A 20,533-nucleotide genomic window follows, 5' to 3' on the forward strand; every position below is an offset into this window, starting at 1 on the left:
GGTAAGTTCTGTGAATTATCGAATGATCGGCTTTGCCATTGGCCGTATCCTGCTGGTGGAGGCGGCGCTGCTGCTGCTTCCCATGGCGGTGGCTCTGGGATATGGGGAATCCCCTGTCCCGTATCTGCTCCCTGCGGCGCTGCTGGTGCTGTGCGGAGGATTGCTGAGCTTCAAAAAGCCGCGGCAGGCGTCTCTGTTCGCACGGGACGGCCTGGCGGTAGTGGCGCTGGCGTGGATTGCCGTGTCCCTCTTCGGTGCGCTGCCCTTTTACATCTCCGGCTCCATAGAGAGCTTTGTAGATTGCTTCTTTGAGACAGTCTCCGGCTTCACCACCACGGGGGCCACCATCCTGACGGAGGTGGAGTCGCTGAACCGGGGCATTCTGTTCTGGCGCAGCTTCACCCACTGGGTGGGCGGCATGGGTGTTCTGGTGTTCGTCATGGCCATTCTGCCTATGGGCGGGGATGGCCACGGGATGCACATGCTGCGGGCGGAGATGCCTGGACCCGCGGTGGGAAAGCTGGTGAGCCGCATGAGCGACACCGCCAAAATCCTCTACGGCATCTACCTGGTGATGACTGTCATTGAGATCGTGCTGCTGCTGGCGGGCGGGATGCCGCTGTTCGACGCCTGCATCCACTCCTTCGGCAGTGCGGGCACCGGCGGCTTCAGCAGCCGGAATCTCAGTGTGGGAGCTTATAACAACCCCTATTTTGAAATTGTGATCGGCATTTTCATGCTGCTCTTCGGCATCAATTTCAATCTGTATTACTTCCTGCTGGTGCGGCGGTTCCGGGACGTGTTCCGGTCCGAGGAGCTGTGGGCCTATGTCCTCATTGTGGCGACGGCAGTGGCTGCCATCACCCTGGATATCGTGCACATGTACGAGTCGGTGGGCACCAGCCTGCGGCACGCGTTTTTCCAGGTGTCCTCCATCATCACCACCACCGGTTATGCCACGGTGGATTTCAACACCTGGCCCACCTTTTCAAAGGCCATTCTGGTGGCGCTGATGTTTATCGGCGGCTGCGCCGGTTCCACCGCTGGCGGCATCAAGGTGGCCCGGGTGGTGATCCTGCAGAAGGTGTCTGTCAGCGAGATGCGGCGGATGCTCCACCCCAATGCGGTGCCCGCCATCCAGTTCGAGGGCAAGCCCCTGAACGAGCGGAGCATCCGGGGCGTCCATCTGTTTCTGGCGGTGTACCTGATGGTCTTCGTGGCGTCCTGCCTGTTGGTGTCTCTGGAGCAGTTGGACCTGGTGACCACGTTCACAGCGGTGGCTGCCTGCATCAACAACGTGGGGCCCGGTCTGGAGATTGTAGGTCCCATGGGTAACTTCTCCAGCTTCTCCCCTTGGTCCAAGCTGCTGCTGTCCTTCGACATGCTGGTGGGACGGCTGGAGATCTTCCCCATGCTGCTTCTGTTCGCCCCTTCCATCTGGAAACGGCGGCTGCCGTCCCGCAGGCTGGTGGACTGACTTGCCTGAAAATCAAATCCAACGGAACAGGACCGCCGCGGAGATCTGCGGCAGTCCTGCCGTCCTGTCAAGCGCCCTCCGCCGCCGCGGAGGGCGCTTTTTTTCTGCGGTGGGGGGAGATTGCCGGGCAGCGCGGGACAACGGCCACCGGCAACCGCGTCTCCAAAGCTGCCCGCCCCAAACAGAGGAATATGTTTCCCCGGAGCGCCGCCCCACCGGCAAGCGGACAGGAGGGCCTGCGGGACGCTGTGAGCGGCGTCCCGCGGGATGGGCTTCGGGCATCACGGCGGCTAAAGGATCGGCTGACGGATACGAAGAGGAGGCAAGTAGACGGCGGCATCCGGACAGAGGCGGGCTCTGGAGAGACGCCCGGCCCGGACCCTGATGGGCGAGAAGAAGCTGCACCCCGGCGGAGCTGTGGAATCAAAAGAGCGGGGCCCCGGAGGACAATGGCAAAACCTCCGGGGCCCCTTGAAGGGATTGGACAGGAATCGTTTCAAAACAGAACGCTAGCGGATGGGGTTGGAGATGCGACCGATCCCGTCGATCTCGCAGGTGACCACATCTCCGCGCTTGAGGAAGCAGGGGGGATCCATTCCCATCCCCACTCCGGCGGGGGTGCCGGTGATGAGGATGGTGCCCGCCGGCAGCGTCATGCCCTGCGAGAGCTCACTGACGATGTGGCGGATATTGAAGAACACCTGGTCCGTCACGCTGTTCTGCCGCAGCTCTCCGTTGACAAAGCTTCTGATGGATAGCGCGGGCGGGCAGGGGAATTCGTCCGCAGTGACAATGACCGGCCCCATGGCAAAAAAGGTATCCAGGCTTTTTCCGAGGAAGTTCTGCTTGTGGCGGTACTGGACGTCCCGGGCGCTGACGTCGTTGGCCACGCTGTATCCGAAGATGTAGTCGCCCACATCTTCCTCCCGGACATGGAGCGCGTCCCTGCCCAGGACAACGGCCAGCTCCACCTCATAATCCAGCTTGGAGACAAAATCCAGATGACCGTCGATCGCCTCCCCATCGCCCAGGGCTCGAAGGACCTTTTTGTCGAAATAGACCGCGTAGGGCTGTTCGCCGTGATAGTCCACCTTCTGGAAACGGTAGGATTCCTCGGCGTGCTGCATGTAATTTTCGCCCAGGCAGATGACATTTCCCACGGGATGGGGGATGGGGGCGCATTTGCACACCTGTGCATAGTCCAGTCCGCAGCTGTGGCCGTGCTCAGCCGCTTCCTGCAGCAGACGGCGCTTCTCCGGCGTAAAGGTCCGGATGAGATCGTTCATCGTGGCGTCCTGCAGGCCCAGCTTTTGCAGGGGGTAGACTTTGGCGGAATCCTGAGACAGGACGCAGACCTGCTCCAAGTCTCCGATCCGACAGGTGAGGAGCTTCATGAGAGTCGACTCCTTTCTTGTTTGCAGATGGTGTCGTAGATATCGGTGCGGCGGCCTGACAGGATCGGCAGGGACCGGCGCACGGTCGGGAGGGTGTCTAGGTCCAGTTCTGTGACGGTGACGCCCTCTTCCGTGCCCATCCGCCGCAGGACTTCTCCCCATGGGCCGGCGATCATGGAGTGTGCATAGCTGTGATAGACGCAGTCCATATTTCTCGCCGGTGCGCAGGAGATCAGAAAACACTGCTGGTCCAGTGCCCGCATCCGCACGGAAATGTCCCAGTGTGCCGGACCGGTGGACAGGTTGAACGCCGCCGGATGGAAGATCATGCCCACGTTCTGGAGGCTCATCAGGCGGAAGAGCTCTGAAAAGCGGATGTCAAAACAGATGACGAGGCCCACCGGCCCGAATTCCGTCTGGACTACGGTGATGTGGTCTCCTGCCTGAATGGCGTCGGACTCCCGGTAAACGCTGCCGTCCTGAAAGACAGCGTCGAACAGGTGCATCTTTTGATGTTTGCCCAGGACCTGCCCGTTCCGGTCGAAAAAGTAGCTGGTATTATAGACCTTGCCGCCGTTCAGCTCCGGGATGGATCCGGCCACGAGATACAGCCCGTGGTACTTGGCGAGATTGCTGAGGAACTGAACGGTGGCACCGCCCGCCTCCTCTGCATTTGGCCTAAAGTTACAGTTGGCAAAGGGGCACACAAACATCTCCGGCAGGATCGCAAAATCTGCCTGGGCGCGGGCAGCCTGACCGACCAGCTCCGCCGCCCGGCTGAGATTGACGGCTTTTTCCTCTGCAATGTCCAGCTGGCAGAGGGCCACTTTGACAGGCCTCATCAGCCGCAGATGTTCGCCGCCAGCTCATCGAAGTCGGCGCCATCCAGAAGGCCGTGCTTCTCATAGGCGCGCTCCTTCACGGCGTCCACCAGAAGCCGCTTCTGCTCCTTGGTGAGGTCCAGCTTTCTGGCGGCCAGATAGCAGTCCACGGAGGAGATGCCGGAGTGCTTGCCCAAGACGATTTTTGCGTCGGGATGGCCCGTGAGCGCGGGCAGATAGGAGTTGGTGATGAGGGGATCGGAGTCGTGGGACTTCATGTACCAGTCCGCCACAATGCCGGACTCGATATCGAATACCGTGTCGCCGGTGATGCCCCGATTGCCGCGGAATTGCAGGCCGGAGAATTCTCGCAGCATTTTGGACAGGGGATAGATCTGGCTGTAATCCAGGCCCAGGTCCACGCCGTACAGGGTCAGCAGGGACAGCACCACATCTTCATAGGGTGCGTTGCCGGCCCGCTCGCCCACGGCACCGATGGTAGTATGGGCCACATCCGCGCCGGCGGCCAGGCCCATGATGGTGTTGGCGGCGCCCAGGCCGTAGTCGTCATGGAAATGCAGCTCGACAGGCTTGCCCGGGATGCGGGCCTTCACGGCCTTGACCAGATAGGGGACGGTGTGGGGGGCCAGCACGCCCATGGTGTCCACAATGGCCAGGGCGTCCATGTGGCCGTTGTCGGCCACGTGCTCCAGGAGATCCAGAGACCACTTCATGGAGGCCCGGGTCATGTCGATGGGGAAGAATACCGTGTAGAGCCCGGCTTCCTTGGCGGCCAGAGAGGCCTGGATGGACAGCTCCAGCGCCCGCTCCATGGTCCAACCGTATGCCTTGGTGATCATCTCCTCGTTACAGGGGATCTCGATGACAACACCCTTGACGCCGCAGTCGGCGGCCCGCTTCACATCGTCCACCATGCAGCGCGCGAAGGCGAAGATCTCGCTTTTGATATCGCTGCGCTTGGCCAGGTCCACGATGACCTGCCGGTCCTGGGCGGACACGGCGGGCATTCCGGCCTCGATACGGTGGATGCCCATTTCGGAGAGCTTTTCGGCCAGGGCAATTTTCTGCTTATAATCAAAGATCAGGCCGGCCTGCTGCTCACCGTCCCGGAGCGTCACATCATGAATTTTGATATGGTCGGAGAAGTGCAGGCTGTTGCGCACCTCCTCCGCAAAATTCCAGCTGCTGGTAAACCAGTTTTCATTGCGCCATTTTTCACTCATGTGAATCATACTCCTTTTTATCAGTATCGGCCCGGGGCCGAAGAGCGGACGCGGAGCCGCAGGCGGTGTGCCAGGGCTCCGCGTTCCGGGACCGGATCAGATGAACCGGCAGATGCGGTCGATGGCGATATCGGAGAAGCCATAGGATTCAGCCTTGGTGGTCTTTCCGTTGCAAACCTCCAGTACCTCGTCCAGCATGGAGGCGCCGGCTTCCTCAATGCTGACTTCGCCCTCGGTGACTCCGCTGGCATCAATATCCATGTTGTCGATCATGTTCTGGTAGGTGGCCCGGTTGGCGGTGACCTTCAGCACCGGAGCCAGCGCGTGGCCGGTGGGCGTGCCGCGCCCGGTGGTAAAGACAACCACCTGGCAGCCGCCGGCCACCATGGCCGTGACGGAGGCGATGTCATATCCTGGGGAGTCCATGACGATGGCACCCTTCTTTGTGGGCCGCTCGCCCTCCATAACCACCTCCACGATGGGACGGGTTCCGCCCTTGTAGATACAGCCCAGGGATTTCTCCTCAATCGTGGAGAGGCCACCCTCCTTGTTGCCGGGCGTGGGCTGGCCGTGGCGGCAGTCTTGCCCGGCGGCTGCCAGATGGGCTTCGTAATCCCGGCAGATCTGGATGATCTGGTCGTGGATTTCCTTGGTGGCGCCCCGGCGCGCCAGGATGTGCTCCGCACCGACGAATTCGATTGTCTCGGACATCATGGTGGACGCGCCCAGATCCACCAGCCGGTCGCTGAGATTTCCGACGGCGGGGTTGGCGCCGAAGCCGCTGGTAGCGTCGCTGCCGCCGCACTCGATGCCCAGCATCAGATTGGAGATGTCACAGGGCTCCCGGGTTACCCGGGAGGCGTCCGCCACCATCTGGCGGGCCACGCGGACCGCCTTTTCGATGGTTTTGAGCGTGCCGCCCTCCTCCTGGATGCCGAAGGAGACGACGGGCTTGTTGGTGACCTTGAGAATGCTTTCCCGCAGCTGACTGTGAGAGACGTTTTCACAGCCCAGGCCGATGACTACGACGCCGTAGACGTTGGGGTTGGCAGCAAAGCCCACTAAGATCTTCTGGGTCATGTCCTCGTTGCCCTTGACTTCGGCGCAGCCGGAGTTGTTGATGATGTTAACAGCCCCGCTGACCTGAGAGGCTACCACGCGGCAGGTTTCGCTGGCGCAGGCACAGCCCGGCAGGATCAGAACATGATTGCGGATTCCGACGGAGCCGTCCGGCCGCTTATAACCCATAAAATTCATATATGTACCCTCTCTTTCGCCTTATTTGCTCAGTTCGCTGCCATAATCCCGGGGCAGGCTTTCAATATTCAGGTGAGAGACCCAACTCCCCACGGGGATGTCAACCTGTGCGCCGCCGATGATCTCGCCGTACTTGATGATATGTGCGCCCTTTGCAATGGGGGCTACTGCAATTTTGTGGCAGGGGGGGATGTCCTCCGTGGTGATGACAGAGCAGAGTTCTGCGCCCTTGAAGTAGTGGACCTCCTCCCCGGCCTTTGCGCCGTGGACGACCGTCACAACATTGTCTTTCGGTGTTACCATGATGGCTTCCGCTTTCATAAGATTTTCCTCCGATCAAAAAATAGCTGTATCAGGTGTTTCCGGCCTTGGCCGCCTTTTTGGCCTCCCACTCAGCGGCAGTGCCCCACTTTTTGGCGGCCCAGGTGGTCACCAGGGGCACCAGAAGGACTGTAACGATCACGGCGGCGGCGCACTGCGCGGTAGCGGATTCCACATAGGGCTCAAAGGCGGGCGCCGCCACGGCAACAGCCGCAGGCGTCGCAACGCAGTTTCCGGCTGCGGAGGACAGCGCGGCACCGGCGTAGCCGGGGCGCTTGAGGATGAACTTATCCGCCAGGATGCAGAACAGACCGGACCAGGCCACGCAGATGACGCCCAGCAGGATTCCGGACAGGCCGCCCGTCACCAGGTTGCCAAGGCTGATGCCGGCGCCCAAGCAGAAGGCAAAGAACGGAATCAGAACATTCAAACCAGGCTTCAGGAAGTCTGCGATATCCTTGTCCAGATTGCCCAGGATCAGGCCGACCAGGATGGGGGCCACAGCGCACAGGATGCTCTGCAGGGGAATATCGGCCATGCCGGAAGCACCCACAGCAACCAGGGTCAGGAAGGGGCCGTCATTGATATTCAGAATGGCCTGGGCCGCGATGTCGGTATCATCGCCGAAAGTTCCGGCCAGGGACATGAACAGGCCGCCGTTGGAGTTGGTGACCGCGCTGATGATGGCCAGGGTAGAAAGACCGAGAACACCGGCGGTACCGAAGATGGCACCGATCACCCAGCCCAGTACAGCGCCGGCCAGGAATTTTGCAAACAGCAGAACAAAGCCGCGCTTGAGAATCTGTCCGCCCTGGCGCAGCTGGATCTGCGCGCCCACGCAGAACAGGAAGATGGCAATGGCTGTGTTGGCGCCGCCGCTGGACCAAAGCGCCGTGACATAGCCTCCGGCCTGGAGCAGGGAGGGACAGACGGTATTCAGAATCACACCCAGCAGCAGCGGAATAACCATCATGCCGCCAGGAACCTTTTGCACGGTTTTTAAAATCTTCATTGTGTATCCTCCTAAAAATGTAACGATCAGCACGATATGGAAAGACTAAAAACACGGTTTTTCTCAGGAAATGATGGATCCAGATACGGGGTCCGTATTTTGTGCAGCTGCCGGCAGTCGGGCGGACTCATCTGCTATTGCGAAAATGAAACACATGTGCTTCGGGATCCGGATGATTGTAGTTTAGCGAGCCGCTGGAGCGGAATCAACATAGAAAAAGATTAAAAACGATTCAATATGGAACAATATATTTTAACGAGATTAAAATTTAAACAGAAATTTGTTCAATTTGACACAATTTGGGAGAAAAATCCAAAAGAAACAAATGTGTATTTGGTAGAGAAAAACAAGAAATGAAGCGTTTTGAAACAGAGGACTGTTGAGTAGGGGCAAGACTTCACGGCTTGGCACGAGAGAGTGTTCTTGCAAAAGGTGTTTTGTTTTGATACACTTTGAGGAGATGAGGTGAGGAAGATGGAAAAAATAAAAATTTTGGGAATCGCGCCGTATCAGGAAATGGAGCCGTTGATGCGGGACATCGCCAAATCCTATGACAATCTGGAGCTCTATACCTTTACCGGCTTCTATAAAAACGCCATTCAGTTTGCAAAGGCGTTTCCGGACAAGGAGTTTGATGTGATCGTCTCCCGCGGCGGAACAGCGGATCTGGTGCGCTCCCTGAATGACACGCCGGTGGTAAAAATCAAAGTATCCACCCTGGACCTGCTGCGGGTGATCACCCAGGCGCTGCAATGCTCCTCCCGGGCGGCGGTGGTCAGCTATTCATATATTACTGACCGGGTGGAGATGCTGGCGAAGTTCCTCCGGCTGGATATCCGGACCTTTTCTTTTGAGACGCCGGAACAGATCGAAGATACGGTTAAACAGTGTGCCCGGGCCGGATATGATCTAATCGTGGGCGGCGCGGCGACCAGGGACTACGCCGTGGCAGAGGGGGCGCAGTTCCTGCTGATTACCTCCAGCCGCGAAAGTGTAGAGGCCAGTATCCAGCAGGCCATTGAACAGCACCATCTCATCAACGATGTGCTGGACAAGAACCGACTGTTTCAGAGCGTCATTGACAAAAGCGGCTCCGCCGTATTCATCTTCGGGGAACAGCGGGAGCTCCAGTATACGAATGTAGCGGCGCGAAAAATGCTGAACGACGTGGAGCGGATGGAGCAGTTCCTCTCCCGGGGGATCTCCACGCTGCAGGATACAGGGACACTGCACCTAATCAAAAAGCTGAACAATGATTTTTATGAGATCACGGGCGGTATTCTTCAGGTCCGCCAGGAGATCCGCTATCTCTTTGAGGTACACTTCCGCGCCGCTGGCTATCGGGTATCCTCCTTCGCCAAGCTGGAGGACCCGGAGGACATCCGCCAGGCGCAGAGCCTGCCGGCTTCCAGCGAGCTGTATCTGCGCCCAATGAACAAGCTCATCCAGACTGCCGGCAGTTCCGCACTGCCCGTTCTGATCCAGGGGGCGGTGGGGACCCACAAGGGCGTGGTGGCCCGTCGCATTCACACCAAAAGCGCCACGGAGGGGACCACGCTGATGCGCCTGCAATGCAGGGACCTGACGGAGAAAAACTGGGACATGCTGTTGAATAATGCCGCGTCTCCCATTCACGCCACGGGATACACGGTATATCTGGAAAACGTGGATACGCTGCCGAAGGATCTGCAGCAGCAGGTGGGGACCTATATTGAGGATACCAAGATGACCCACCGCCATCGGGTAATCAGCTCCAGCTGCTGCGACCTGTCTGCCGAGGTGGCCCGGGGACAGTTCTCCAGCCGGCTCTATCTGCAGCTCAGCGGATTCACCATCAATGTGCCGTCTCTGGCCCAGCGGAAGGAGGATATTCCCGCCTTTGTCAATATGATGATTCCCCAGTACAATACCGCGCTGGCCAAATCCACCGTGGGCATGGAGCCGGATGCCATGGAGCTGATGGTGGAATTTGAGTGGCCGCTGAATCTGGTGCAGCTGGAAAAGGTGCTGCGCCAGATGATCGCGGCGTCCTCGGGATTTTATATCACTGCCGCTGAGGTGGCCGCGGTCCTGCAGAACGAGATGCGGAAAGTGAGTGCCCTTCCGCCGGCGGTGGATCTCTCCGGGACCTTGGAGGACATCGAGCGGAGAGTGATCGAACAGGTGCTGCGGGAGGAGAACATGAATCAGTCCGCTGCGGCCAAGCGGCTTGGAATCGGCCGAAGCACCTTGTGGAGAAAGATCGCCGGCAGCGGCGGAAAATAAACAAAAAGGTCCGGGGGCACAGGGAATATCCCTGTGCCCCCGGACCAAATTTCCGGCAGCGCGGAAGCTTCACTTGCCTTGGATTCCCAGCGCGCGGCAGACGCTGCGGCGGGTGATGCGGTATACCCCATAGAGCACCGCCGAAAGCACGGCGATCACCGCAGCACAGACGGCCATGCCGGCCATCTCGCCGGGGGTGAAGCGGTTATCATTGAAGTACATAATCATGAGGTAGAAGGCGGAGATGACTGCCGTGCCCACGATGGCGGGCACAAGAAACACCTTGGACACCTGCCCCTTTACGGACCGGAACAGATAGCGGTTCGGCGCCCCCAGGTGCCGCAGGTCGTCGTACACCCGTGCGTTGGTGAGGGCGATGGTCATGCACCGGGTAAAGGCAATGACGATGACCGCCGCGAAGCAGATCAGGGCGATAAAGATGAACAGCACCAAAAACACCGCCATGGTGGTGACGAAGTCGTTCTGATCCAGCACCCGGAACTGGGGCATGTAGAGCCAGTAGTTGCGGAACTCCGAGGTGTCCCGGTCCTCCCGCTCTATCACCGGGAAGCCATGGGCGGCGATATGTGCCCGGTCGTAGTCATAGACCTCGCCGGCCTCCTCCGCCAGCGCCGCACTTACCAGGTCGTAGGCGTCCATCTGCAGCACATCGTCGCCAGAGCGGTCCACGATCTCGTTGAACAGGGCGTCGGCAAAGGGATAGCTGGCCTCCGCGTCCGCCACATTGAAGAATACCCAGGTCTCCCGCCAGAGGTCGGTGAGTCCGGCGGTGAGGATCTCGTAGTCGGCGTCATCCAGCACGTAGCAGCCCAGCAGCATGGTGAAACACAGAGGCTCCGCCGGGGTAACGGACAGACTGGCCCCGGTGACCATATTGGTGACCAGCGTCACGTCGCCGCCGGAGAGGTAGTCGCTGCCGCCTTCATCATCCAGCACATTGGCACAGGTGCCGGGGGCCAGGTCCACAGCTTGGCCGGTGAGGGCGTTCCAGGCGCTCTCGGAAAAATAGGTGGCCCCGCCTTGGATCTCCCGGTATTCCTTGGTGTAGGTGGTGCCCAGAGCTCCGGCGCTCTGCTCGATGGAGACGGTGCCGTCACAGCCCAGGGTGGCGGCGTCCACCTGGGTCCAGGAGGTGATGTCAACACCATGCTTCGACGCCAGAGATTCCACCTCGCCCCGCTCCGGCCAGTTCTGATCATTCCGCCAGTGGTACTCGAAGTCCACCGGCCGGGTGGAGAAGCTGTAGGTGGAGCTGGTATTCAGCATGGGGGCGTAAAAGGAGGCGAAATAGGCACCGGCGATCAGCAGCGTCATCACCAGCATGTTCCGCACCGTCTGGCGGCCTTGGAACTTCATCATGGACGTGGCGATGATGTCCCGGTACTTATGGCGCTTCCGCCAGCCGTTCACCACCGTGTGGAGCAGGATCATGTACATGCCGACCAGCGCCGGCAGGTAAAAGACGGCCTCCACCCCAGAGGGGGGATACCACTGGAGAACTGTGACAAAGAACGACGGCATCAGATACCCCGCCAGGGCGCCGATCACCACCAGGACGATGCCCACGCTTCCATACCACCGCTTTACCTCGCGGATAGGCTCGGACTTGTGGGACTCCTGGACGATGTCGATGATGTTGGTGCGGCGGATGGACCGGCCGCCCAGGAAGAACAGCATCCCCACCACGTAGGCGGCAAAGACCATGGACAGCAGATAGGACCGGGGATCGAAGGACAGGGCCATCTCCTGGGAGTCCACCAGGAACAGGCGGAACAGCTGCCACACGCCCCAAGCCAGAGGGCCGCCTAAGGCCGCCCCGGCGGCGCAGGAGCCCAGGGAGATCACCGCCAGCTCCTTGCCCATCTCCCGCTGCAGCTGGCGGCGGGTGGCCCCCAGGGCCAGGAACACGCCGGTCTCCCGGGACTTCTGCCGGAAGAACAGCCCGGCGGCATAGGCGGTGAACACGGCGCAGCCGATGACCGCCAGAACGAACACCATCATCACCTGCTTGCGGCTGTCGCCGCCCTCCGGCAAGACGGAGAGGATGGTGGGGGAGCGCATCATGCAGACATAGGCAGTGATCAGCAGCACGGAGAAGAAGCTGCACCCTGCCAGCAAGGCATACTGGCCCCTGTTTTTGCGGCGCAGGGCCGCGTAGGCGTCGGAAAAGTGCCGCATGGTCTCACTCCTTCCCCATGTCCCGGATGGCGTCCAACAGCTGGTCCTGAAAGGCGGTGCGGTCCGTGGCGCCCTTTTCCAGGGTCCGCCACACCACTCCGTCCCGGAGGATGACCACCCGGTCGCAGAAGGAGGCGGCAAAGGAGTCGTGGGTCACCATGAAGATGGTGGCCTCCAGGGATTCCTTGGCCTGTTCAAAGGAGCGAATTACCGCCCGGCTGGACTTGCTGTCCAGGTTGCCGGTGGGTTCGTCCGCCAGGATCAGCAGGGGATGGTTGATGAGCGCCCGGGCCACGGCGGTACGCTGCTTCTCACCGCCGGAGATCTCCGCCGGGTATTTGTCCCGGATGGCGGAGATACCGAATACATCGCACAGCTGGTCCGCCCGGGCCTCCGTCTGGCCGGTGACGGCGCCGCCGATGATGGCGGGCAGGAGAATGTTCTCCCGGACTGTCAGACCGTCCAGCAGCAGGAAGTCCTGGAACACAAAGCCTAGCTGCCGGTTGCGGACCTTGGCCAAAGCGTCCTCGCTGAGATTTGCCAGCTGCCGATCCCCCAGCATGATCTCCCCACTGTCGATGGGGATGTAGCAGGAGATGCAGTTTAAGAGCGTGGTCTTGCCGGAGCCGGAGGGGCCCATAACAGCCACGAACTCCCCCTTCTCCACCGTGAGGGACACGCCCTTGAGGACTTCATAGGTGGTCTTGCCCACTTGGTAGGATTTGTGCAGATCTTTGACTATTAACATAAAACTCTTCCTTTCTGTCTCACAGGATATTCCCCGCCAGGGCGATGGCCGCCAGATGGGCGGGATAGAAGGCGTAGAAGAACCAGCGGTTGATCTTGATGCGGGAGTGCGTGGCGCAGAAGATCAGGGGCGCGGCGAACACGGCGAAAATGGACCAGTCGATGCAGAGGCCGCCCACCGTCAGGCACAGGGGATCCTCCGGCCAGCCGTTCATCAGGGCCGGAAGATAACTGAGGAGGTAGAGGGCCGCGCCCAGGCGGGGCCGGTTCCGGCAGAGGTAGAAGATCAGCATCAGCTGGATGCCGGTGCCGGAGTAATCGAAGTTCCACCAGCTGACGGTGAAGAGCGCCAGGGCGAACAGCCACCATTTCCGTTCCTTCAGGCCGTACATGCCCAGCAGGCTCAGGAACAGGGTGAAGAAGATGTTCCAGTTGGTGAGGTTGGCCCAGAATTCGCCGACCGGGTGGAAGGCCAGGATGTAAAAGGGCTGGCTGACGAGGGCGAAGATGCCCAGCCGGGTCAGGTACTTCCGCACGTCGTGGGTGTACAGCAGGCCCACCGTCAGGCAGTAGCAGAAGATGGGGAAGGCCAGTCGGCCGATCCAGCGGAACACGCCCACCTCCGGGAAAAAGGCGCCGCCGATGTGGTCGATCAGCATGGCGGCGATGGCGATGAGCTTCAGCAGATCCGTGTCCAGATTGGTTTTCAGCCGTGGCCCCGTCTGGGGGATGGCGGCGGGAGTGGTGAGCACGCTCCACACACGGGAGCGGGAGATGGCAGTGGCGTTTGTCATGGTGTTTCCCTCCTTGTTGACACCAGCGTACCGCGAAAAAAGAGCCGCCGCAAACGGGGGTGTCATCTGCGGCGGCCTGGATGTCAAGTTTTGCGTTGGGAGGGGAGGGGATGTCAAGTTTGGCGGATTTGCCGTCAAGTTTGGTTTGGCAGACGGCGGTTCCTGTGGTAGAATGGGCAGGTAGTTTAGGGCGAAAAGCGCCCCCTGCCGGACCCCGGCGGGCAGTTTTCGGTTTGAGGTGATGGGGATGCTGCGGATCGGCATCTGTGACGATATCTACGACGCCAGGCTGGTGCTTCGGGCCGCTCTGGAGCGGGTCCTGGAAAAGCGGCGCGTTCAAGGGCAGTTCCGGGAGTTCTCCTCTGGCGAGGGACTGCTCCGCTGGCTGGAGAGCCACGCCGGGGAGCTGGACTTGGTGTTTCTGGACATGGAGATGGGGGAGCTGGACGGCATGGAGACCGCCCGGCGGCTCCGAGCGGCGGACGCCGGACTGCAGCTGGTGTTCGTCACCGGGTATGCAGAGCACGTCTTTGACGGGTACTCCGTGGGGGCCCTGGGGTATCTCTTAAAGCCCCCGAAGGCGGAACAGCTGGAGGAGGTGCTGGACCGGGCACAGGCGGCGCTGGTCCGGGATTTGGACCGGGCCTACATCTGCCGCAGCGGGGACACCCACTACCGGATCCCCATTGCCAACATTCTGTATTTCGTCTCGGACCGGCGGCAGGTGGCCTGTGTCACCGCCGGACGGGAGTACACGTTTTACGGCAAGCTGGACACGGTGGCGGCGGAGGTGGGGGCGGACTTTGTCCGCATCCACCAGCGGTATCTGGTTCGGACAGGAGCTGTGGACCGGATGGAGGGCGGCGAGGTGGTGCTGCGGGACGGCCGGCGGCTGCCGGTCAGCCGGTCCTGCCAGCCCTCGGCCCTGCTGGCCTTTACCCGGGCGGAGCTGGAGGGATGAGGATGCGGGATGTTCTCTGGCAGATCTGGCTCAACTGCGGCTATTTTCTGACCGTGGCGGCCAGCGGCTTTTTCCTCTACAAGCTCTGTGCCCCCTTTGTCCGCCCCCGGAATGGGCGCTTCTGGAGGGTGCTGCTCTTTCTGACCCTGGCGGGGTCCACCGGCATGGTGATTTGGATCGGCGACCCCAACCTGCTCTATACGCTGCCGGCGTTTTTCGCCTTGTTCCTCCTCTCTACCCGGGGTGACCGGATAGGGCGGGTGGCGGTGTGCATCATCCTCTTCTGCCTGGAGATGTCCGTGTGTGCCCTGCTGGACACCTATGTGGAGCGGATCAACAGGAATGCGCTCTATGACGTGCTGGTGCGCCTGGCCCGCCCGCTGGTGTTCGGCCCGCTGTGGCTGTTGCTGCGCCGCCGCCTGCCCCGGGAGCCGGTGGTGCTCTCCCGGCGGCTGTGGAAGCTGGTGCTGGGTCTAGCGGCCATGCCCCTGTGCGCCCTGATCGCCGTGGTGCTGCTGACCTTCCGGCGGTATGACTCTATCGAGGTCAATACCGTGGCGATGTACCAGGGCATGGTGGTGCTGCCCTTTGTATTTCTGACCTCTCTGGTCCTGTTGTTCGCCATTTTGATTCTGGCGGATCACGAGCGGCTGGAGCAGGCAAATCGCCTGGCAGGTCTGCGGGAGGTCTACTATCAGGGCCTCCGGCAGCAGGAGACCCAGGTGCGCCGTCTCCGCCACGATCTGCGGAATCACCTGACGGCGGTCCGGGGTTTTCTGGAGCAGGGAGATGAACAGGGGGCCATCGGCTATCTGGACCAGATAGCCGGTTCCCCGGCCCTGCGGGGAACCAGACGGCTCTGTGAAAACGAGGCGGCCAATGCCGTCCTCACCGCCAAGGCGGAGGCCATGGAGCGGGAGGGAGTCGCCGCAGACTTCGCCGTCTCCCTGCCCCGGGACCTGCCTGTGGCGGATATGGATCTGTGCGCCCTGCTGGGCAACGCTCTGGACAACGCCATCGAGGGCAGCCGGGGCGCCGGGGAACGGCGAATCACCATCCGCTGCAAGGCGGACAAGGGACTCTTCATGCTGCGGGTGGAGAACACCCTGGGCGGCGCGGTGCAGCCGGATCTTGCAACTACCAAGACGGACAAGGCCGCCCACGGCTTCGGCATCCCCGGGATGCGGGAAATCGCAGAGCGCTACGGCGGCACCCTGGACGCCGGGGTCCGGGACAACGGGTTCGAGCTGGTGGTGTGCCTGCCCCTGGCAGGGCAGGCCGAAACACTGTAAATCCCCATGCGCTGACGGCCGCCGCAGACACAGGAGAGAGCTCGATTTTCCATATCTGCGGTGTATTTGCACAGAAAAACAGGGAGGCCGTCCAATGGACGGTCTCCCTGTTCCGCGGCCAAAGCGGACTCAAAGCATCTTCAAAAGTTCGATCTGTTCCCCGGAGGGGCCAGTGAAGAACCAGTTCTCCAACCCGCCGAAGGTGTTGGGCATCACGCACTTCTCTGCGGTCTGGAAGGTGTCCACGCCGGCGGCGCGGAGATCCGCGGCGGCTTGGTCCACATCGTCCACATAGACGGCGAAATGAGGGATGCAGCCCGCACCCTCCGGCACAGGGGCGGCGATCAACTCCACCAGGAAGCCGCCGAACTCCACAAGGGCCAGCTCCCGCTGCTGTTCCGGCGGGCAGGCGGGGGCCCGGAGATGCAGGCTGCCGCCGATCTTCTCGTAAAAGGCGATGCTGGCATCCATATCCGCCGTATACACGGCAATGTGGCCGAGACCTTGATAGTGCTGTTTCATACAATCAGTCCTCCAGTATGTGAAAAATGAAAATATGGCATCAGGAGGCGGCAGTCCGGCCGCCGGGAATCAGGGCGCCCACTGCGCCGCAGACAGCGGCGGGCAACACCCAGCCGAAATCCAGAGACGCCAGGGGCAGCAGGTCCAGAAAGGCCAGCTCCACGCCGGTGTAGGTGCGGACTACCTCCAGCAGGCTCACTGCCAGGGCGCCCAGGGCCGCCAGGCGGAACACCCAGTCCCGGCGGATGCGGCTGCCGAACAGGGCCAGCACGATCAGCACCAGCGTGGGGGGATAGACCACGCTGAGGATGGGGGAGGCGATGGCGATGATCTCATTGAGACCAAAGTTGGATACCACGGCACTGAACACGCAGATGACGCACACCAGCGTGCGGTAGGAAACGCGGCCCCCCGAGAGGCCGGAGAAGTAATCGGCGCATGCGCTGACCAGCCCCACAGCGGTGGTGACGCAGGCCAGAGCCACCACCACGGCAAAGAGGATGATGCCCGCCTGCCCCAACAGGTTCCGGACAATGGACACCACCAGGAACGTGCGGTCCACGGTGATGTCGAAGAAGCGGGCGGTGGTGGCGCCCAGATAAGTCAGCCCCAGATAGACCGCCAGCAGGCCGATGCCTGCCACCAGACTGGCGCCGGACACCACCCGGAGCTGGGCGCCGGGAGTCGTGTGTCCCTTCTCCCGAGCGCTCTTCAGAATGATATAGCCGAACACGATGGCCGCCAGCACGTCCATGGTCTGATAGCCGGCTTCCACGCCGGTGGCGGCCACATTCTCCACCAGCGGCTGCTCACCCACCGGCCCGATGGGATTCACCACACCCACCACGATCAGGATCAACAGGCCAATCAGCAGAGCGGGGGTCAGGATCTTTCCCACGATGTCCACCACCGCTGTTTCCCGCACGCACAGCAGCAGGATCAGCAGAAAGAAGAGGATGGAGAAGAGCGCCGGACTGAAGCCGGACACCAGCGGGGCCAGAGAAGTTTCGTAGGTGGTGGCGGCAGTCCGGGGAATGGCCAGCATGGGACCGATGCACAGCACAATGGCGCACATGAGCGCTGTGGAGGGAATCCTGCCGATGCGGGCGGTGATCCCGTCGGGACTTCCCTGCCGGAGAATGGCAAACATAGCCAGCAGGGCCAGTCCGATGTCGGCCATAAAGTAACTGAAAAAGCCGGCCAGCCACTCCGGACCCGATTCCAGTCCCAGATAAGGGGGGAAGATGACATTACCTGCGCCGAAAAACATGGAGAACAGGGCGAAACCGATGACCAAGCTGTCCTGAAGGTGTTTCTTCATAGGAGACCTCCTCTTGCCTTGCAGGTGGACGGATGTCCGCTGAATAAGGGCAAAGCGGCCGCGCGGACGACGCGCGGCCTGTGTATTTATTTGATGTTTGGATAAAACAATTATATTTGAATTTCCGAAAAAAGTCAATGTTATACACACCGGGGCGGTCATGGGCGGAGCAGCGGAGAAAAATCGCCGGAGCGGGAACTTTTTTCCGTAGAGCCCGTCTAACCTCTCAGACCGCGGCGGAGCGCCGTGAAATCCCGTGAGAGGTTAGGAGAAAAACATGAAAAAGAGAGGACTTGCAGGATTGCTGGCTCTGGCGCTGATACTGGCGCTGGCTGCCTGTGGAGGAACGGAGGCGCAGGAGGACGCCGCCCAGGACCAGAAGATGGAGGAAGCTGCGCCGCCCCAGGAGGAAGAGACTTCGGAAACCGATGGGGAGGACGGCGTCCCTGTGACCATAGAGGGCCCTGAGACGGCGGATGATTCCCAGCAGCTCCAGGAGGACGAGCCGGATCTGGGCTCCCGCCCCGCGGACCCGGCGAAGGAGCCGGAGACGGGGAGCCGTCCGGCAGACCCGGCGGAGAAGCCGGTATACCAGCCGGTGGAGGACACAAAGCCCCAGCAGCCGGACAAGGAGCCGGAGACGCCGGCCCAGCCCGCCCCTGCCCCTCCAGCGGAGTCTGCTTCCGGCGTGGATCTGGCGGATTTCTGCGCTTCCGTGACCGGGGACCAGGAGACGTGGCCCGCCCTGATGGCCGTGGAGGGTGAGACGCTGGATACGTTCTATGCGGGACTCTCCGCCATCGCCACCCAGCAGTGTCTGGTGCAGATGGCCATGATCTCCGCCTCCGGTGACGAGATTGCCCTGGTAGAGGTGGAGAACAGCGGCGATGTCCAGGCGGTGAAGGACATCTTCCAGGCCCGAATCGACTATCAGGTGGGGGACGGCACAAGCCCCGGCGGTGCCTGGTACCCCGCGCCCACGGAGATGTGGCGGAACGAGTCCCGGATTGTCTCCAATGGCAACTTTGTGATGCTGGTGGCGCACACCGGCGCGGACGCGGTGGTGGAGCAGTTCAACGCCCTGTTCGCCTGAGCGGGGGCCCGCAATGCGGAAAACGAAGCAGGACTTTTTAAGTCCTGCTTCGTTTCGTTCAGATCAGATTTTGATGAGCTCGTATGCCCGGGTGCCGATGCCGATCTTCTCCGCGTGCTCCAGGCAGACGGCCCAGTCCGTGTCCGGATGGGCGGCGTGGAAGTAGTCACCGGAGGAGCAGTCGCAGCCCTCGTCAAACAGGGCGGAGTTGGGCGCGGGAGTCTGGGCCAGCACGGCGTCGGCACAGGCTTGGTCCAGAGCCACCGGGTCGAAGGAGGCAAACATGCCCACGTCCGGGACGATGGGGACATCGTTCTCCGCGTGGCAGTCGCAGTTGGGGGAGACATCCACTACCAGGGACACGTGGAAGCAGGGGCGGCCGTCTACCACGGCCTTGGTGTACTCGGCGATCTTCTTATTCAGAATAGCGGGCGCCTCGTCATACAGGCACTGGATGGCATCCTTGGGGCACACCGCCAGACACCGGGCGCAGCCCACGCACTTGTCCGTGTCGATGGTGGCTTTGCCGTCGGCACCGAACTGGGGCGCGCCGTGGGCGCAGATCCTGGCGCAGGCCCGGCAGCCGATGCACTTCTTCTGCTTGACGAAGGGCTTGCCGGAGTTGTGCTGCTCCATCTTGCCGGCCCGGGAGCCGCAGCCCATGCCGATGTTCTTCAGAGCGCCGCCCATGCCGGCCTGCTCGTGGCCCTTGAAGTGGGTCAGGGAGATGAACACGTCCGCGTCCATCACCGCACGGCCGATCTTGGCGGACTTCACATACTCCCCGCCCTCCACGGGAACCTCCACCTCGTCGTTGCCCTTCAGGCCGTCGGCGATCAGGATGTGGCAGCCGGTGGAGTAGGGGGTGAAGCCGTTGATATAAGCCGATTCGATGTGGTCCAGGGCGTTTTTCCGGCCGCCCACATACAGGGTATTGCAGTCCGTCAAGAAGGGCTTGCCGCCGTGGGACTTCACTAGGTCCACCACAGCCCGGGCCCAGTTGGGGCGGAGGTAGGCCAGGTTGCCCGGCTCGCCGAAGTGCATCTTGATGGCCACGTACTTGCCGTCCATATCGATATCGCCGAAGCCGGCAGTCATCATCAGCCGGGCCAGCTTCTGGGGCAGGTTCTCCCGCCAGCTGGGGGCGCGGAAGTCCGCAAAGTAGACTTTGGATTTTTCAGCCATGATCTCGTTGCTCCTTTTTCTCTTTCTGTTCTTTGAAACAAGCCTGGAGAGAAATCTCTCCGGTGCCGGGGCGGCGTGCCTTCCGCCTTACGGCAGGTCCACAGAGATGTTGTCGGTGCCGTGCTCGTCAAACTCGGAGAGATAAGCGTCGATCCGCTCCATCAGCTCCCCATAGTTTTCACGGGTCAGGGGTTCCCCATCCATGTCCCGCAGGGCCAGCTCCTCCGCCAGGATCTCATAGAACACCACGTCCTCATACTGCTCGATGGCCTCGTGGATGCCGCCGTCCGCAAAGGCCCGGGAGGGGATCAGCTCCCCCCGGTACAGCTCCACCAGCTTGCTCATCTTGTGGTGCAGGCAGTGGGAGAAAATCAGGCTCTCCACCTGGTCGTATTCCTGGATGCGGTCGTTCTCCCGGGTGGAATTGATGACCCAGTTTCCTATGTATACCAGATCCAGCAGATACCGGAACTGCTGTTCCGTCAGTTCGATCTTCATGGGGCAGACACCTCCCAAATAGATGATACTGTCACGATTATAGCAGAGACATACGCAGAATTCCACATAAAAAACAGGGCAAAAAGACTAAAATCTGTCTTGCGGCAGAAGGCGCCGCATAGTATAATAT

At 61.2% G+C, this 20,533-nt stretch carries 18 protein-coding genes; 5 read left to right on the forward strand and 13 right to left on the reverse strand.

Annotation, left to right across the window (positions count from 1 at the left end; all coding sequences use genetic code 11):
- The first annotated feature begins 10 nt into the window (after positions 1–10).
- Entirely contained in the window at positions 11–1,477 is a 1,467-nt protein-coding gene (locus HMPREF1546_RS14870) for a TrkH family potassium uptake protein (protein ID WP_025544910.1), read from the forward strand.
- 509 nt (positions 1,478–1,986) lie between these two features.
- Here HMPREF1546_RS14870 and HMPREF1546_RS14875 read toward each other — a convergent pair.
- From HMPREF1546_RS14875 to HMPREF1546_RS14900, 6 genes are all read right to left on the reverse strand, one after another.
- A complete protein-coding gene (locus HMPREF1546_RS14875; protein WP_021751431.1) occupies positions 1,987–2,871 on the reverse strand; it encodes a fumarylacetoacetate hydrolase family protein in 885 nt (294 codons plus the stop codon).
- Complete coding sequence (locus HMPREF1546_RS14880; RefSeq protein ID WP_301547034.1) at positions 2,868–3,698, reverse strand: carbon-nitrogen hydrolase family protein; 831 nt, start codon at positions 3,696–3,698, stop codon at positions 2,868–2,870. The genes HMPREF1546_RS14875 and HMPREF1546_RS14880 overlap by 4 nt, the downstream gene beginning before the upstream one ends.
- A 14-nt stretch (positions 3,699–3,712) precedes the next feature.
- Entirely contained in the window at positions 3,713–4,936 is a 1,224-nt protein-coding gene (locus HMPREF1546_RS14885) for a LeuA family protein (protein WP_036631370.1), read from the reverse strand.
- A 96-nt stretch (positions 4,937–5,032) separates the two neighbouring features.
- On the reverse strand, positions 5,033–6,193 hold the full coding sequence (locus HMPREF1546_RS14890) for a UxaA family hydrolase (protein ID WP_021751434.1): 1,161 nt from the start codon (positions 6,191–6,193) through the stop codon (positions 5,033–5,035).
- 21 nt (positions 6,194–6,214) lie between these two features.
- On the reverse strand, positions 6,215–6,514 hold the full coding sequence (locus HMPREF1546_RS14895; protein ID WP_021751435.1) for a UxaA family hydrolase: 300 nt from the start codon (positions 6,512–6,514) through the stop codon (positions 6,215–6,217).
- Between the two features lie 31 nt (positions 6,515–6,545).
- Positions 6,546–7,526: a 2-keto-3-deoxygluconate permease gene (locus HMPREF1546_RS14900; protein ID WP_021751436.1), complete on the reverse strand. Its 981-nt coding sequence runs from the start codon at positions 7,524–7,526 to the stop codon at positions 6,546–6,548.
- Positions 7,527–8,000: 474 nt separating this feature from the next.
- On the opposite strand from HMPREF1546_RS14900, the gene HMPREF1546_RS14905 reads away from it, so the two are divergent.
- Complete coding sequence (locus HMPREF1546_RS14905; RefSeq protein ID WP_021751438.1) at positions 8,001–9,791, forward strand: sigma-54-dependent transcriptional regulator; 1,791 nt, start codon at positions 8,001–8,003, stop codon at positions 9,789–9,791.
- A 69-nt stretch (positions 9,792–9,860) separates the two neighbouring features.
- On the opposite strand, the gene HMPREF1546_RS14910 is transcribed toward HMPREF1546_RS14905, so the two are convergent.
- Genes HMPREF1546_RS14910 through HMPREF1546_RS14920 form a run of 3 tightly spaced genes read right to left on the reverse strand, consistent with a single transcriptional unit; the run spans position 9,861 to position 13,531 of the window.
- Positions 9,861–11,990, reverse strand: a complete 2,130-nt coding sequence (locus tag HMPREF1546_RS14910) for an FtsX-like permease family protein (protein ID WP_021751439.1) — start codon at positions 11,988–11,990, stop codon at positions 9,861–9,863.
- 4 nt (positions 11,991–11,994) lie between these two features.
- Complete coding sequence (locus HMPREF1546_RS14915) at positions 11,995–12,738, reverse strand: ABC transporter ATP-binding protein (protein ID WP_021751440.1); 744 nt, start codon at positions 12,736–12,738, stop codon at positions 11,995–11,997.
- A 19-nt stretch (positions 12,739–12,757) separates the two neighbouring features.
- A complete protein-coding gene (locus HMPREF1546_RS14920; protein WP_025544916.1) occupies positions 12,758–13,531 on the reverse strand; it encodes a TraX family protein in 774 nt (257 codons plus the stop codon).
- 247 nt (positions 13,532–13,778) lie between these two features.
- On the opposite strand from HMPREF1546_RS14920, the gene HMPREF1546_RS14930 reads away from it, so the two are divergent.
- Both HMPREF1546_RS14930 and HMPREF1546_RS14935 read left to right on the forward strand, forming a co-directional pair.
- Positions 13,779–14,492 carry a LytTR family DNA-binding domain-containing protein gene (locus HMPREF1546_RS14930; protein WP_036631374.1) on the forward strand — a complete coding sequence of 238 codons (714 nt, stop codon included), beginning with the start codon at positions 13,779–13,781 and terminating at the stop codon, positions 14,490–14,492.
- A 2-nt stretch (positions 14,493–14,494) separates the two neighbouring features.
- Complete coding sequence (locus HMPREF1546_RS14935; RefSeq protein WP_051320048.1) at positions 14,495–15,784, forward strand: sensor histidine kinase; 1,290 nt, start codon at positions 14,495–14,497, stop codon at positions 15,782–15,784.
- 129 nt (positions 15,785–15,913) lie between these two features.
- Here the strand turns inward: HMPREF1546_RS14935 and HMPREF1546_RS14940 are convergent, their stop codons facing one another.
- Positions 15,914–16,306, reverse strand: a complete 393-nt coding sequence (locus HMPREF1546_RS14940) for a VOC family protein (protein ID WP_021751445.1) — start codon at positions 16,304–16,306, stop codon at positions 15,914–15,916.
- A gap of 40 nt (positions 16,307–16,346) precedes the next feature.
- Positions 16,347–17,627 carry a branched-chain amino acid transport system II carrier protein gene (gene brnQ / locus HMPREF1546_RS14945; RefSeq protein WP_021751446.1) on the reverse strand — a complete coding sequence of 427 codons (1,281 nt, stop codon included), beginning with the start codon at positions 17,625–17,627 and terminating at the stop codon, positions 16,347–16,349.
- Positions 17,628–17,904: 277 nt separating this feature from the next.
- Between brnQ and HMPREF1546_RS14950 the strand changes: the two genes are divergently transcribed.
- Positions 17,905–18,720: a DUF4358 domain-containing protein gene (locus tag HMPREF1546_RS14950; RefSeq protein ID WP_021751448.1), complete on the forward strand. Its 816-nt coding sequence runs from the start codon at positions 17,905–17,907 to the stop codon at positions 18,718–18,720.
- A 63-nt stretch (positions 18,721–18,783) separates the two neighbouring features.
- On the opposite strand, the gene HMPREF1546_RS14955 is transcribed toward HMPREF1546_RS14950, so the two are convergent.
- Positions 18,784–19,905, reverse strand: a complete 1,122-nt coding sequence (locus HMPREF1546_RS14955; protein ID WP_021751449.1) for a DUF362 domain-containing protein — start codon at positions 19,903–19,905, stop codon at positions 18,784–18,786.
- 87 nt (positions 19,906–19,992) lie between these two features.
- Positions 19,993–20,403, reverse strand: a complete 411-nt coding sequence (locus tag HMPREF1546_RS14960) for a hypothetical protein (RefSeq protein ID WP_021751450.1) — start codon at positions 20,401–20,403, stop codon at positions 19,993–19,995.
- Positions 20,404–20,533 lie beyond the last annotated feature (130 nt).

Source organism: Oscillibacter sp. KLE 1745, from assembly GCF_000469445.2.
Classification (GTDB): Bacteria; Bacillota; Clostridia; order Oscillospirales; family Oscillospiraceae; genus Oscillibacter; species Oscillibacter welbionis.